Raw genomic sequence first — 14,201 nt, forward strand, 5'->3', positions numbered from 1 at the left:
ATTATGAACCTCTCTCCGGACGCGCGCAATTGCGCTGGTAGCGTTAGGCGCCATGAATCCCCTCCGCACGCACACCACCCCAATCCCCACTCCGCTGTGGGTGCGACTCGGTTCCTCACTGTTGGCTGGTGCCGCCGTGGCGGTGGGTACCAGCCGCATCCACTTCGGTCTCGCGCTGGGGCTCAGCCTGCTCTTCCTCCTCGCGGCCTGCGCGCTCGTACTCCTACACCCCTACCGCGCGGGCCTGCGTGATTATGCCCAGCGCCACAACGTCACCATGCTGCCCAACGCGGCACAGCTCATCCCGCTTATGGTGCTGTGGTTGATGGTCATGTTCTCCCCACTCCTCGCGCTGCCTGCCTGGGGCAGCGCGCTGGTGTGGGTGCTCGTTTCAGGCGCGGCCTTCCTGCTCTTTCCCCACGTCGACGGCTCCCGCAAGCTCGCCTACGCACCCCCTGCCTAAACCCAACCCGCCTAGGCCAGGCTGTTTAAGCCAGGTCGCGCGAGGTGGCCCAGCGCGTGAGCTGATGGCGGTTGGACTGCTGGGTCTTGCGCAAAATATTGGAGGCGTGTGTTTCCACCGTCTTCACCGAAATAAACAGCTGCTTGCCAATCTCGCGGTACGTATAGCCGCGCGCAAGCAACCGCAAGACCTCTAGCTCGCGCCGCGTGAGCGCATCCACCGCCGGGTCTTGTCCCTCCTCCGGCTCCGGCGCGGGCGAACCGGAAGCAAAAGCGTCGAGGACAAAACCCGCCAGGCGCGGCGAGAAATACGCATCCCCGCTGTGCACCTGCACCACCGCCTCGGCCAGATCCGGGCCGGAAATATTCTTCGTCACATACCCGCGCGCGCCCGCCCGAATCAGCGCAATCACGTCCTCCGCCGCATCCGACACGCTCAGCGCCAAAAACACCGGCCGCGCCGGCTGATTAGCCGTCGCGTTAATAACGGCGAGGCCACCGCCGTCGGGCATGTGGACGTCGAGAAGCACCACGTCCGGGGAGGTACGCGCAATGCCCTCCAGCGCCTCCGCAACGGTCCCGGCATCGCCCACGATCTCAATCTCCGAGGACGCCGCCAGCTCCGCGCGAACGCCCGCGCGAAAGACGGAGTGATCATCAACCAAAAAGACCTTCACCATGCTCATAACGCTACCGCGAGCTCCACCTCGGTGCCCTCCCCCGGGGTCGAGGAAATCCGCACGCGCCCACCAGATCCTTCTACGCGCGCGCGAATACTGTCACGAATCCCGTGCCTATCAGCGGGAATATCCTCCACGTCGAAACCCACCCCGCGGTCGCGCACAAAGATACTCAGCTCGCCCGCTAACAACTCCGCGTAGACATCCACCACGTCCACGCCTGCGTGCTTGCCGGCATTCACCATCGCTTCACGCGCGGCCTGAATAAGCAGCTTCGCGGAGTCTGTCAGCTCCGTGTCCTCACCCACCGTCACCGCGGATACCCGCATGTCGAAGAGATCCTCTACCTCCCCACACGCCGCCTCGAGGGCGCCGAAGCAGGTGGTGGGGGCGGCAGAAGGGGCGTCGAAAAGCCAGGCGCGCAGCTCGCGTTCTTGGGCGCGCGCCAAACGCGTCACCTCGCGCGGATCCCCCGCTCTCTTCTGAATCAGCGCCAGCGTCTGCAGCACCGAATCGTGCAGGCGGGCGGCAATCTCGGCGCGCTCCTCGGAGACCGCCTTCGCCGCCTGCTCCTGCGACAGCGAACGCCAGAGCTTCAGCACCAGCGGCACCACCAACGCACCAAAGCCCACAAGTGTGAGCGCCGTGGCCAGGATCGCCGAACCCGATCCGCTTTCCCACGTCACCGCCGCCACCACGACGCCACCGATGACCAGGACGGCACCCGCCGCCACGGCAACCAGGCCCACCGGCGTGTTCAGACCACGGTCATAGGCCAACCACGCCAACACCGCGCCGATGGCCACCACCGCCAACGGCACCGCCGCGCTTAGCGACGCCCCCGACACCCCCAACACGCCCACCGCGCTACCCGCCAGCGCCAAGAGCACCAACCCGACGGAGAGGGGGCTGCGGCGGGCGGAGGGGGCGTCGGCAAGCGCGGGCGTGAAGATCCACAGACCGGCATAGGCCATCGCCCCCACCCCGCCCAGCAGGGTCAACGCGGTCAAAGCGATGCGCACGGAGAGCGCCGAAACCCCCAGATTCTGTGCCAGCCCCGCCGCCACGCCGGCGACCACGCGGCCAGATTGGGGGCGCGACATCACGGGATAAGGCGCCGCGTTTTCTGCGGGCACATAGGGCGAAGTCATACTAGCTATGGTCCCACGCCCCATCCCTCGGGCACATCAGGGACAACCCTGAGGTTGAAAAATCAGGGCGATTACCGATACCGCCGCAAGGCCCCACGCGGCACGATAAAAGTATGACGAAGAACAGCACGCTCAACCAGATGTGGACGACCCGCCCCGTCCGCCTTCCCAAGAAACAGGGCGGTGACGCGCACATCGCTGGTGTCTGCGAAGGCATTGCGGTGCGCTACCAGCTCGACCCCACGATCGTGCGCGTGGCCTTCGTGGTCGCGTCACTCGCCTTCGGCGGTGGCATCGCCGCCTACCTCGCCGCGTGGGCGCTCATGCCGCGCTTTGGCTCGCCCTACTGCCCGCTCGATGCTGCCTTGGGCAAGGATGGTGTCAAGGAGGAACAAGAGCTCGGCTGGATTCTGATTGTCGGTGTTCTTCTTACGTTTAGCTCCGGCCCGTTGTTCCTCAGCGGACAATCCCTCGCCGGACTTCCGCCCGCTGTGCTGACCTTCGGGCTGTTGGCGCTGGCATGGTACGCCCTTCACCAACGCGAACCGCTACCGCCCAGCGGGCTATTGGCTGCCGAGCAGCCAGTGCGCGAGGAACCTGTCAACCTCAACCCTTATACTCCGGCAGACGGCCACCCCTTCCCGCCCGGCCGCAGGACCCCGCCGTCCTGGGATCCACTCGGTGTGGTGCCCGATGCCTGGGACTTACCCGAGCCGGGCCCGCGGGAGGAACCGACAAAGAAACGCGGTTCGCAGTGGGTCGAGGGCGCGATTGCGCTTGGTGCCGTCGGCGCTGCTCTAACGATCACCTTCCTTGGGGTCTCCTTCGTTACCGAGGCCGACGAAGAATCCGGCTTCAGCGCCCGCTTCAATGTCGGTTCTCAACACATCGCGCCCACCCATGAAGATGAACTCGAGGAATACTACGACCTGGGCATCGGCGAATCGACGGTGGACTTCAGCCAGCTCCACGAACTGAAAGACGAGCACGACGTCACCGTCGACGCCGGCATCGGCGCCGTCGAGGTCATCCTCCCGAAGGACATCCCCGTCGCGCTGACCTGTGATGACGGCCTGGGCGAGAGCAACTGCACCGAACGTCAGGACCCTGACGCGCTGTTGAACATTCACATCGACGCAGGCATCGGCGAAGTCACGGTCACCGGCTAAACTGGCTCACCATGATTCACTTCGGCAACGACTACCACCGCTCCGCCCACCCCCGCATCCTTGAAGCCATCGCGGGGGCGGGTGGGGCTTATGCCGGCTATGGCGCCGACGAGCTGTGCGCCACGGCCGCTGAGCGCATCCGCACTGCCTGCCAGGCGTCGAACGCTGAGGTGCATTTCATGGTCGGTGGCACGCAGGCCAACGCCACCATCATCGCCCACCGCCTGCGCCCCTGGGAAGGCGTTATCGCGGCGGATAGCGGGCACATCGCCACCCATGAGACGGGCGCCATCGAGCACACCGGGCACAAGGTCATCACGTTGCCGAACCAGCTGGGAAAAATCACCGCCGCGCAGGTTCGCGCCTGCATGGATGAGTACCGCGCCTCCGGGGTGGAAGAGCACATGCCGGAGCCCGCACTGGTCTACATCACGCAGCCCACCGAGTTCGGCACCGCCTATTCCCGCGACGAACTCGTGGCCCTGCGCGAGGTCTGCGACGAGTACGATTTGGGCCTGTTTGTCGACGGCGCCCGCCTCGGCTATGGCCTCTCCGCTTCGGATATCACCCTGCCGGACCTGGCCGCGCTTGTCGACGTCTTCACCATCGGCGGCACCAAATGCGGCGCCCTCTTCGGCGAAGCCATCGTCTTCCCCGCGGGTGCGCCGCGCTTTCGCAATGCGATGAAGCAAAACGGTGGCCTGCTGGCCAAGGGCTGGTTGCTCGGTGCGCAATTCGCCGCCCTCTTGAGCGCCCCTCGTGGATCCGCCGATGCACTCCCCGGAACCAACGCTTCCTACGCAGACGCTAGCGCAACTACCCCAGACACTGAGGTCACCGGCACAGCTGCAACCACCCTCTACGAGCAGATCTGCGCCCGCGCCAATGCTCAAGCACAGCGCATAGCCGAGGCATTCCGCACCACAGGCATCGACATGCTCTTTGACTCCCCTACCAACCAGCAATTCGCGCTGTTGACACGCGAGCAGGAAGAGACGCTCGCGCAGGACTTCGTGTGCCAGTTCTTCGAAGAACACGAGGGGCTACGCGTGGTGCGTTTTTGTACGGCGTGGTCGACGGAAGAGGGGGACGTCGATAAGCTCTGCGCTGCGATTTCTGCGCTCAAGTAGCGAGGTTGCCCAACCTGGTTTAGGCTGTGAGCTATGCAACTGGGGGGTTACATTCAAGCACTAGCGCGCGGGCTCGACGTGGTCGAGCAATGCGCCGGTGTCACGCGCGCTCAGCTGGTTGAGATGGGTGCGCGGCCGGATTTCGCGGAGAAGCTCCTAGGACTGCACGCGGTGTATTTCGGGGACACAATGTTCCGCTCCCGGCAGCGCAAGGCCCGCCGCACGGGCCACGACGTGTTCACGCTCCTCGATATCGAGCGCTATTGTTCCAAGCTCAAAGCCCGCAGGGCCTGGGAGCTGCGCCAGCTACTAGCTGCCACCCCGCGGGAGAAAATCCCCATGGTGGCGAAGGCAAAGCTCAAAGAATGGCGCCCGCCCAAGGACCCCGCCCCAGGCGTGCGAGTGACGCGGCGCGCGGGCCGCAACCACACGCTGAGCATTACGGATTCCTCGCTCAATATTTCTAAGCTGCTGGCCGTGCTTAAGACCACTGACAAGGACTTGCTCACCGCGGCGCATACCGTGTTCCGCGGCGGGGGTGGCTCCGGCCAGAAGCTGCAGTCCAACGTCATCGTGCGATTGGATGAACTCGACCGCATAGTCGACGGTGATGGCGAAGAGATTGAACTACAGCTGACCAATGGGGCCACGATGACGGGTGCGGAGTTCGTGCGCGAAAAGCTTGCCGACGTCGGCCTCATCACCCTCGTCCATCCCCACCACGGCCCCGTGAACCTGTACATGGCGAGCCGTTTCGCCAACACCAAGCAGCGCCTCGCGCTGTCTGCGGAGCACCCGACGTGCGCGTGGCCGGGTTGCAACGCGCCCGCGGAGGATTCGCAAATTCATCACCTCACCCGTTTCCAGGACGGCGGGCCGACAAACATGGCCAACTTGGTGCCACTGTGTGCGTATCACAACGCGGTCAATGACGATGATCCGGAAAAGCCCACCGGCCGCGGGCACCTCGACCGCATCGATGGCCGCGTGCACTACCTGCCGCCGTGGGCCGGCCCGCCGATTCCCATTGAAAGCCCGGCCCACCCGCCGCGCTCCGCTCCGGGGCCAGCTCGCGCATCGTCAGGTTCGTCGACATCCGGCCCGCCCGACCCACGCACCACGCCGCGTGGGACACCAGCCCCTGTCTCCGGCGCGCCACCGCATAACTCCGGCGAACCTCCGGACCCGCCACCGAGTTCATGAGTGCTTTTAGTCCGTAGACTTCGCCCTGATCTCACGGTGGAAGCGCCACCCCGCCGGCTCAATGGTTCAGCGGCTCGCGGGTCACCGCTCCGCCGAACCAACCGGTCGCAGGCTGCCGCTCCGCAGCCCCACCAGCCGGAGACACCCTACGGCACACAGCCGCTTTAACCAGCCGCTCGCTGAGAAAATTTGCTCGGCGTGCGGCTACTCGCGCGCGCGATATAGAGGTATGCGTCCTTGTGCCGTGCGTACTAACGCCGTCGATACTGGCAACGGGCACGCTAACGCCATCCAGACTGGCGCCTGTCGCGACCACCCCCTGGAGGGTACGCAGGAGCCTGGCACCGCGCCATCTGCCCCCATTCCGCGGAGCTGAGTGCCGGGGATCGAAAACGGGGAACGCGGCCGCGCCCTGTTAATTCAAGGCGCGGCCGCGCTACACAGCGTCTGGGAGTTTGCTTCGCTGCCCGCTTTCTACCACCGAGCTATCTCACTGAGATACTCCACTGCACTGCTACAGTGCGTGTCCCAGTGCCTTTCGGCTGCGCTTACTCCCACTCGATGGTTCCCGGCGGCTTCGACGTCACGTCGAGCACCACGCGGTTGACTTCCTTAACCTCGTTGGTGATGCGGGTGGAAATCTTCTCCAGCACGTCGTACGGCAGGCGCGTCCAGTCGGCGGTCATGGCGTCCTCGGAGGACACCGGGCGCAGGACGATCGGGTGGCCGTAGGTGCGGCCATCGCCTTGGACGCCGACGGAGCGGACGTCGGCAAGCAGCACCACCGGGCACTGCCAAATCTCGCCGTCCAGACCAGCGTTGGTCAGCTCGGTACGCGCGATGAGGTCCGCCTGGCGCAGCGTCTCGAGTCGCTCCTCGGTGACCTCGCCGATGATGCGGATACCCAGGCCCGGGCCCGGGAAGGGCTGGCGCGCCACGATCTCCTCCGGCAGGCCCAGTTCACGGCCAACCGCGCGCACCTCATCCTTGAAGAGCAGGCGGAGCGGCTCGACGAGCTCGAATTCGACGTCGTCAGGCAGGCCGCCCACGTTGTGGTGGGACTTAATGTTCGCGGTACCGTCACCGCCACCGGACTCCACCACGTCCGGGTACAGCGTGCCCTGCACCAGGAAGGCGGCATCCTGGCCGTCCAGGGCCTGGTCGACGGCGCGCTCGAAGGAGCGGATGAACTCCGCACCGATGGCCTTACGCTTGGCCTCCGGCTCGGTCACACCGGCCAGCTTGGAAAGGAAAGCCTCGCGCTCATCAGCGGTGATGAGCTTGGCGCCAGTCGACGCCACGAAGTCCTTCTCCACCTGCTCACGCTCGCCCGCGCGCAGCAGACCGTGGTCGACGAAGACACAGGTCAAACGATCACCGATTGCGCGCTGCACGAGGGCTGCGGCCACGGCGGAATCCACGCCACCGGACAGGCCGCAGATTGCGCGGCCTTCCTCGCCGATCTGCTCGCGCACATCGTTAATGAGCTGCTCCGCGATGTTCTCCGCGGTCCAGTTCTGCTCCAAGCCTGCTACCTCAGTCAGGAAGCGCGTGAGCACCTCCTGGCCGTGCGGCGAGTGAAGAACTTCCGGGTGGTATTGCACGCCGGCCATCTGCTTGGACAGGCACTCGAAGGCTGCCACGGGAGCGCCTTCGGAGGAAGCGGTCACCTCAAAGCCCTCCGGGGCTTCCGTGACCGAATCGCCGTGAGACATCCACACCTTGTGGGTGTCCTCCAGACCCTTGTGCAGCACGCCGCCGGACACGGTCATGTCCGTGCGGCCGTACTCGCGGGCACCCGTGGAGGCCACGGTGCCGCCCAGGGCTTGGGTCATGGACTGGAAGCCGTAGCAGATACCAAAGACCGGGATGCCGAGCTCGAGCAGCTCCGGCTTCAGCGCAGGGGCGCCGTCCGCGTATACGGAAGACGGGCCACCGGAAAGGATCAGCGCGGCCGGGTTCTTGGCCTTGATGTCCTCCACGGAGGCGGAATTGGGGACAACCTCGGAGTAGATGTTGGCCTCACGCACGCGCCGGGCGATGAGCTGCGCGTACTGGGCGCCAAAGTCCACCACGAGGACAGGACGCGGGGTTGTATTTGGGTTAGTCACGGTCATCAGTTTAACGCAAGAACCCGCACCCTAGACCGCAGGGAGTGGCCCATAATCTTTCGCGGTGGCAGCTGCCTTGCTCAACGCTGCCCGAAACGCCCGCAAGGCTGGGTGTCCCTCGCGCCCAGCGCGAACCGCGGTGTAGAGCGTGCGGGTGGGATTACCAGGCAAGGCAACCACACGCACGCCTTCGATCTCTTCGAGAAAAAGGTCCGAGATCACCGCCACCGCGTGGCCCGTACGCACCAGGTGCGCGTGCAGGAACGGGTCCGGGGTTTCATAGAGCACACTGGGGTTAAACCCATGCCTGCGGCACAGCCGGTGGACGAACCTCCCCAACAAAAACTCCTCCGGGTCCATGGCAAAAGGGATTTCGTCATCGAACGCTGCAAAATCCTCCAATCGCAACTCGCTCCAGGGTCCGGTGAGTGGGGTGATGAGGCGGAGGGGGTCGTCGAGAAGCAGCTCCCGGTGGGTGTGCTCATCCGTGGCGGGCATGTCCGACTCGTACTCTTCACCCAGGATGAGGTCCACCTCCCGGCGCGCCAGCAGCTCCATCGCGCCTTCGGCTTCGCGCTGGATGATTTGCACGCGCAGGTCCGGGTACTCCCTGGCCAGCTCCGTGAGCGCCCGCGGGACCAGCGAGGACATGATGGTTTGAAACGTCGTGACCTTAATCGTGCCACGCACCGCATTGGTTGATGCGATGACCTGCGACTCCGCCTCATCCGCCAACGCGAGCATCCGCTCAGCATAAGACGCAAGGATTTCCCCCTGCTCCGTCAAACGCACGCGCCGGCCGACCTTTTCATAGAGCGCCACGCCGACGTCCTTCTCACACTGCGCCAGTTGTTGGGAGATTGCCGAGTGCGTATAGCGCAGCGATTCCGCCACCGCAGTGACGGTGCCGAGGCGTTGCAGCTCGTAGAGAATGCGCAAACGGTGCAGATCCAACATGACAGAATCCCTAACAGGTACGTGTTAAAAACTGTAGATAGACTAACAGTTCTTCCCGCCCCACAATGGACTGCATGACCAATCCGTTTGCAGTTTTGTGCGTCATCGGCTCGTGCATTTCGCTCCAGTTGGGAGCGAGCCTCGCCATCCAGCTTTTCCCCATTGGCGGCCCGTGGGGCACTGCCTCGCTGCGTCTGCTTTTCGCCGCCGTGATTCTGCTCGCCATTGCGCGACCGCGCGTGCGCACATGGAGCCGCGAGAAATGGATCTCTGCCACCATTTTCGGTCTCACTCTGGGCCTGATGAATGGCTTCTTCTATTCCGGCATCGAGCTGGTTGCGCTGGGGCCTGCCGTGACCATCGAGTTCCTCGGCCCGCTGCTGCTGGCGGCGTGTCTCTCCCGCTCGCTTCGCGACGCCACCTGCGTCGCCCTCGCCCTTCTCGGCATGGGCCTAATGGGCCTGGATTCCTTCAACGGAGACCCCCTCGACCTGCGTGGCGTGTTCTTCTTGCTGTGTGCCGGGGCGATGTGGGCTGCCTACATCCTGGCCAGCAAGAAGGCGGGTGCGCTCTTTAGCGGCGCAGACGGCTTGGCTATGGCTTTCCTCATCGGCGGCCTCGTGCTCCTGCCAGTGGGTGGGCGCGGGGCGGTGGCGTTGGCCAGCGACCCCACCCTATTGCTGTTTGCCCTGGGCACGGGCGTGCTGGCCTCGCTCATCCCCTATTCGTTGGAATTCATTGCGCTGCGCAGGCTCGCCCCCAACGTCTTTTCCATCTTGATCGCTTTGGAGCCCGTTTTCGCCGCGCTCTTTGGCTGGATTCTGCTTTCACAGAATATTTCTCAGCTCAAGCTGGCAGCTATCGGGCTGGTGGTGGTGGCCTCGGTGCTGCAAACCATGGCGCCGGCGCGCGGGCGCGTGGTTTTCCGCAAGGTGGCACTGCGCCCACGCCGCCTGAAGAAGCCCCGGCTACCGCGGTTTCACAAGCCACGCAATCGCAGCTCTGATCCAGCAGTGAGTCCAGTGCTCAGCACAAAGGACGCCGAGGCAGCGAAGTAAACTCCGTCCCGAGGCAGGCTGAGCGGCGCAGCGCCCCAACGGGGGAAGCTGCGCCTGCAGGGCTAGCGGACGGCCAGACCAACCTTCTGGAAGGACTTCAGATCCGTGTAGCCGCACTTTGCCATGGCGCGCTTCAGCCCGCCAACCAAGTTGAGCTCACCCAGCGGTTCGTTGGACGGGCCATGGAGCACGACCTCCAACGAAGGCGCACCCGCTGAGGCATCCTCGGCGGTGCCAGAAGCTGCGTTGCCAGAAGCAGCGGCGTCAAAAGCATCGGCGCCAGAAGTGCCGGTGCCCAGGAGGGCATCGGCCACGCCAATCGGCTCGATGAGGCCGCGCGGGAAACGCGGGTGGCCGGCCGTGGACGGCCAGTACCAGCCCTTGCCGCCGGCCTCCGCCGCGCGGGCCAGCACTGGCCCTAGAACGACACCATCGGCGCCACAGGCAATGGCCTTGGCGATGTCTGCGGAGGTGAAGATGTCGCCGTCGGCAAGCACGTGCACGTAGCGGCCCCCAGTCTCATCCAAGTAGTCGCGGCGTGCGGCCGCAACATCCGCGATGGTCGTCGCCATGGGGATATCGATGCCGACGGTCTCCGGGTTGGTGTTCACGCCGGAGCCAACGATAATGCCCGCAGCGCCCGCGCGCATCAGGTGCAGCGCCGTGGTGTAATCCGCCACGCCACCGGCAATCACCGGGGTATCCAGCGAGCCGATGAACTCCTTCAAGTTGAGCGGCTCGCCGCCAGTCTGCACGTGCTCGGCGGAAATCAAAGTGCCGTGGATGAACAGCAGCTCCGCGCCCGCCTTAATAACCACGGGCGCCAGCTCGCGGGCGCGCTGCGGGGACACGCGCACGGCGACGGTCACGCCGGAATCGCGCACCTGTGCGATGCGCTCGGCCAGCAGCTCCTCGTTGAGCGGTGCCGCGTGCAGCTCCTGCAGCGTCGACAGGTCGCCGAAGTTCTCCGTCACGCGGGCAATCGCGCCCTCCAGATCCTCGTGACGGCCCCACAAGCCCTCTGCGTTGATAACACCGAGGCCGCCCTGCTTGCCCATCTCGATAACGAACTCGGGAGTGGCCAGCGCATCGGTCGGCGCCGAGACGAACGGCACGTCAAAAGTGTAGGCATCGATGTGCCACGAGGTGTCCACATCCTTGGAGGAACGGGTGCGGCGAGTCGGCACCAGGGAGATCTGGTTCAGGTCATAGGTGCGGCGTGCCTCGCGGCCGACGCCGATTTCTACGTAATCGCGCATTGTTAGTCCTTAGCGGTAGTTCGGAGCTTCGACGATCTGCTGAAGGTGGTGCGGGTGAGACTCCTTGAGGCCCGCAGCGGTGATCTGGACAAACTGCTTGGTCTTGAGCTCAGCCAAGGTGGCGGAGCCGGTGTAGCCCATCGAGGCGCGCAGGCCGCCCACAATCTGGTGGACGATGGCATCGATATCACCGCGGAAAGGCACACGCCCCTCCACGCCTTCCGGCACCAGCTTGTCCTCGCTCTTGACGTCGGCCTGGAAGTAACGGTCCTTGGAGTAGGAGCGCTTCTCACCCGTCAGGCCGCGGCCCTGCATGGCACCCATGGAGCCCATGCCGCGGTAGCGCTTGTACTGCTTGCCCTGGACCACGACGATGTCACCCGGCGCTTCCGTGGTGCCGGCCAGCATGGAGCCCAGCATGACGGCATCGGCGCCGGCTGCCAAGGCCTTGGCGACGTCACCGGAGTACTGCATACCGCCATCGCCGATAACCGGCACGCCCGCCGGGCCAGCGACGGCTGCAGCTTCCATAATGGCGGTGATCTGCGGGGCACCTACGCCCGCCACGACGCGCGTGGTGCAAATGGAGCCCGGTCCGATGCCGACCTTGATGGCGTCGGCACCAGCCTCAATCATGTCGCGGGCCGCAGCACGAGTGGCCAGGTTGCCGCCGACGACGTCAACGCGGTCACCGAAGTTCTTCTTCACGCGGGAGACCATCTCCAGCACGCGGTTGTTGTGGGCGTGGGCGGAGTCGACGACGAGGACGTCCACGCCGGCGTCGACAAGCTGGCCCGCGCGCTGGTAGGACTCCTCACCGGTACCGATGCCCGCCGCCACGAGCAGGCGCCCGGAAGAATCCTTGGAGGCGTTGGGGAACTGTTCAGTCTTGACAAAGTCCTTGACGGTGATGAGGCCGACGAGCTTGTTCTCATCGTTGACGATGGGCAGCTTCTCCACCTTGTTGGCGGACAGCAGCGCCAGCGCCTCCTCCTTGCTGACGCCTTCCTTGGCCACAACCAGCGGCATCGGGGTCATAATCTCGGAGACCTTGCGGGAGAAATCCGGCTCGAAGCGCATGTCACGGTTGGTGCAGATGCCCACGAGGGTGCCCTGCTTATCGACGACCGGCAGACCCGAAATCCGGAACCGCGCGCACAGCGTGTCCACCTCGTCGATAGTCATGTCCGGGGTGGCGGTGACCGGGTCGGTCACCATGCCGGACTCGGAGCGCTTCACAATTTCCACCTGCTGCGCCTGATCCTCAGCAGAGAGGTTGCGGTGCAGGACGCCAATGCCACCTTGACGGGCCATGCCGATGGCCATGCGGGCCTCGGTCACGGTGTCCATCGCGGCGGAAGCCAGCGGCACGCCGAGGCGAATGTTGCGGGTGAACTGCGCCGAGGTATCCACCTCGGAGGGAACGACGTTGGATTCTGCCGGCAACAGCAGAACATCATCAAAAGTAAGGCCGTAGAGTGCAATCTTGTCGGGGTTGTCTCCGCCGGTGTGGACGTGGCTCATGAGGGTGGGGCTCTCCTAAACTGACCAGATAGTTTTATGCGGTAGCCCTCACTGTAGTGCGTGGACGCCCCGTAGTGGTAGCCGTGGGTGGACGAATCGGTGTCGAGAGAGAATTGCTATGCGCGCACGGAGTTAATAGGCTCGCAGACGTGAACTTTTTCGCCAACATGCCCCGCGATCCTTTCGCGGACGATCCTAACGACCCAGCTTCCTTCCTCGAGGAGGAGGACCACGTCGAGCCGCTGTCCGAGGAGGACCGCCTCGCCGTCATCCACGATCTGGCCATGGTCCAAGAGTTCGCGCGCGTTCTCAGCCCGCGCGGCATCGACGGCATCTTCTTTTTCTGCGAGGACTGCGAGGAAAACCACTTCTACGAGTGGGACATTATGGCCTCCAACATGCAGGCCACGCTGGCAGGCCAGCTCGCCCCCGTCCATGAGCCGGGCGCGGAGCCGGACCCCATGCGCTATGTCCCGTGGGATTATGCGGTGGGCTACCTCGACGGCATGGATTCGCGCTACTAACGCGCGCGGTTGGCGCGGATTAAGTACCGCGCCTTATACAACGAAAGAACCTCTCCTCCCCGCTGTGGGAAGGAGAGGTTCTGTGCGTTTTATTGCTGGAACTGCGGCGGCGGGAGTTGGCCGTTATCCCCAGTACCATCCCCGTCGGAGTTATCGCCCTGCGGAGGCGTTGGCTGCTCGCCACCACCCGGCTGGCTCGGCTCCGGGTAAGTAGGCGCTGGAGGGTTCAGCGGGTTACCGGCCGACACCGTCTGCGTGACCACAACGGTGGACACCGCAGTCTGGGTCTGCGTGACGGTTGCCGGCTCCTGCGGCGGCTGCTCCTCTTCCACCGGAACGGGCTTTTCCACGGTCTGCGTCTGCGTCACCGTGGCGCGGGGCTGCTGCCTCGTCGTACGCGGCGCTTCTGCCTCGCGTTCCCGGTTGGCCTGGTCCACCATCTTCCGGGCTTCTTCGAGCAACTGGCGGGTGCCGTCCATGTCTCCCTGCGCGGAACGCTTTTCCATTTCGTCGAGCGTTCCAGCGAGCTCCACTACGGACACATCCTCATTGTTCGTGCCGAAGAGCGACTGATTCACGCCATAAAGCGGCGATCCCGGGCCGGCGTTGACGACCACCGCTCCGCTACCCGCGATCAGCAGCGTAGCTGCGGCCGCGCCGATGAGGCCGTGGATGAATGGCTTGCCCCGACGACGGCGACGTGCCGCATCCAGGGAAATAACCTCCGGCTCTTCGTCCGCGCCTTCAATGAGCGGGGCCGGGGGCATCTGCTTTTCGACGTCCCCGCGCAACTCCAGCAGGAGCTCTGCCAGCTCATCACCGCCATCGGAGGGATCCGTTCCTTCGGAGAGAGTGGTGAGGAATGCATCATCATCAACCAAAGGCTGCAGCTGCTCAGCGACGCCCTGCTGAGGCTGGTCCTTCTTTGCCACGATGTCCTCCCTTCCTTGATAGAGAAATTCTTAACTTATCG

At 64.7% G+C, this 14,201-nt stretch carries 13 protein-coding genes; 6 read left to right on the forward strand and 7 right to left on the reverse strand.

Features of this window, described 5'->3' with window-relative positions; translation table 11 throughout:
* The first annotated feature begins 52 nt into the window (after positions 1–52).
* Positions 53–463: a hypothetical protein gene (locus tag FME68_RS07445; RefSeq protein ID WP_158396990.1), complete on the forward strand. Its 411-nt coding sequence runs from the start codon at positions 53–55 to the stop codon at positions 461–463.
* A gap of 25 nt (positions 464–488) precedes the next feature.
* Here the strand turns inward: FME68_RS07445 and FME68_RS07450 are convergent, their stop codons facing one another.
* Complete coding sequence (locus FME68_RS07450; RefSeq protein ID WP_070680521.1) at positions 489–1,142, reverse strand: response regulator; 654 nt, start codon at positions 1,140–1,142, stop codon at positions 489–491.
* Between the two features lie 2 nt (positions 1,143–1,144).
* The gene (locus FME68_RS07455) at positions 1,145–2,293 is read right to left on the reverse strand and encodes an ATP-binding protein (protein ID WP_158396993.1); all 1,149 of its coding nucleotides are present in this window, start codon (positions 2,291–2,293) and stop codon (positions 1,145–1,147) included.
* A gap of 113 nt (positions 2,294–2,406) precedes the next feature.
* Between FME68_RS07455 and FME68_RS07460 the strand changes: the two genes are divergently transcribed.
* From FME68_RS07460 to FME68_RS07470, 3 genes are read left to right on the forward strand one after another with little or no spacing between them, the layout of a single operon-like run.
* The gene (locus FME68_RS07460; protein WP_158396995.1) at positions 2,407–3,462 is read left to right on the forward strand and encodes a PspC domain-containing protein; all 1,056 of its coding nucleotides are present in this window, start codon (positions 2,407–2,409) and stop codon (positions 3,460–3,462) included.
* A gap of 11 nt (positions 3,463–3,473) precedes the next feature.
* Positions 3,474–4,592: a threonine aldolase family protein gene (locus FME68_RS07465; RefSeq protein ID WP_158396997.1), complete on the forward strand. Its 1,119-nt coding sequence runs from the start codon at positions 3,474–3,476 to the stop codon at positions 4,590–4,592.
* 33 nt (positions 4,593–4,625) lie between these two features.
* A complete protein-coding gene (locus FME68_RS07470) occupies positions 4,626–5,795 on the forward strand; it encodes an HNH endonuclease signature motif containing protein (protein WP_158397000.1) in 1,170 nt (389 codons plus the stop codon).
* Between the two features lie 548 nt (positions 5,796–6,343).
* Here the strand turns inward: FME68_RS07470 and guaA are convergent.
* Both guaA and FME68_RS07480 read right to left on the reverse strand, forming a co-directional pair.
* Positions 6,344–7,912, reverse strand: a complete 1,569-nt coding sequence (gene guaA / locus FME68_RS07475; protein WP_046648408.1) for a glutamine-hydrolyzing GMP synthase — start codon at positions 7,910–7,912, stop codon at positions 6,344–6,346.
* Between the two features lie 24 nt (positions 7,913–7,936).
* Positions 7,937–8,863, reverse strand: a complete 927-nt coding sequence (locus FME68_RS07480) for a LysR family transcriptional regulator (RefSeq protein ID WP_046648409.1) — start codon at positions 8,861–8,863, stop codon at positions 7,937–7,939.
* Positions 8,864–8,937: 74 nt separating this feature from the next.
* Here FME68_RS07480 and FME68_RS07485 point away from each other — a divergent pair, with 74 nt between their 5' ends.
* The gene (locus FME68_RS07485; protein ID WP_187357531.1) at positions 8,938–9,921 is read left to right on the forward strand and encodes an EamA family transporter; all 984 of its coding nucleotides are present in this window, start codon (positions 8,938–8,940) and stop codon (positions 9,919–9,921) included.
* A 62-nt stretch (positions 9,922–9,983) separates the two neighbouring features.
* Here the strand turns inward: FME68_RS07485 and FME68_RS07490 are convergent, their stop codons facing one another.
* On the reverse strand, positions 9,984–11,180 hold the full coding sequence (locus FME68_RS07490; protein ID WP_158397005.1) for a GuaB3 family IMP dehydrogenase-related protein: 1,197 nt from the start codon (positions 11,178–11,180) through the stop codon (positions 9,984–9,986).
* 9 nt (positions 11,181–11,189) lie between these two features.
* Positions 11,190–12,704, reverse strand: a complete 1,515-nt coding sequence (gene guaB / locus FME68_RS07495; RefSeq protein ID WP_158397007.1) for an IMP dehydrogenase — start codon at positions 12,702–12,704, stop codon at positions 11,190–11,192.
* Positions 12,705–12,853: 149 nt separating this feature from the next.
* Here guaB and FME68_RS07500 point away from each other — a divergent pair, with 149 nt between their 5' ends.
* Entirely contained in the window at positions 12,854–13,228 is a 375-nt protein-coding gene (locus FME68_RS07500) for a DUF5319 domain-containing protein (protein ID WP_046648414.1), read from the forward strand.
* A gap of 89 nt (positions 13,229–13,317) precedes the next feature.
* Here FME68_RS07500 and FME68_RS07505 read toward each other — a convergent pair whose 3' ends face one another.
* Positions 13,318–14,160 carry a hypothetical protein gene (locus FME68_RS07505; protein ID WP_328287772.1) on the reverse strand — a complete coding sequence of 281 codons (843 nt, stop codon included), beginning with the start codon at positions 14,158–14,160 and terminating at the stop codon, positions 13,318–13,320.
* Positions 14,161–14,201 lie beyond the last annotated feature (41 nt).

It is taken from the genome of Corynebacterium hiratae (genome assembly GCF_009708045.1).
In the GTDB taxonomy this organism is placed as follows: domain Bacteria; phylum Actinomycetota; class Actinomycetes; order Mycobacteriales; family Mycobacteriaceae; genus Corynebacterium; species Corynebacterium hiratae.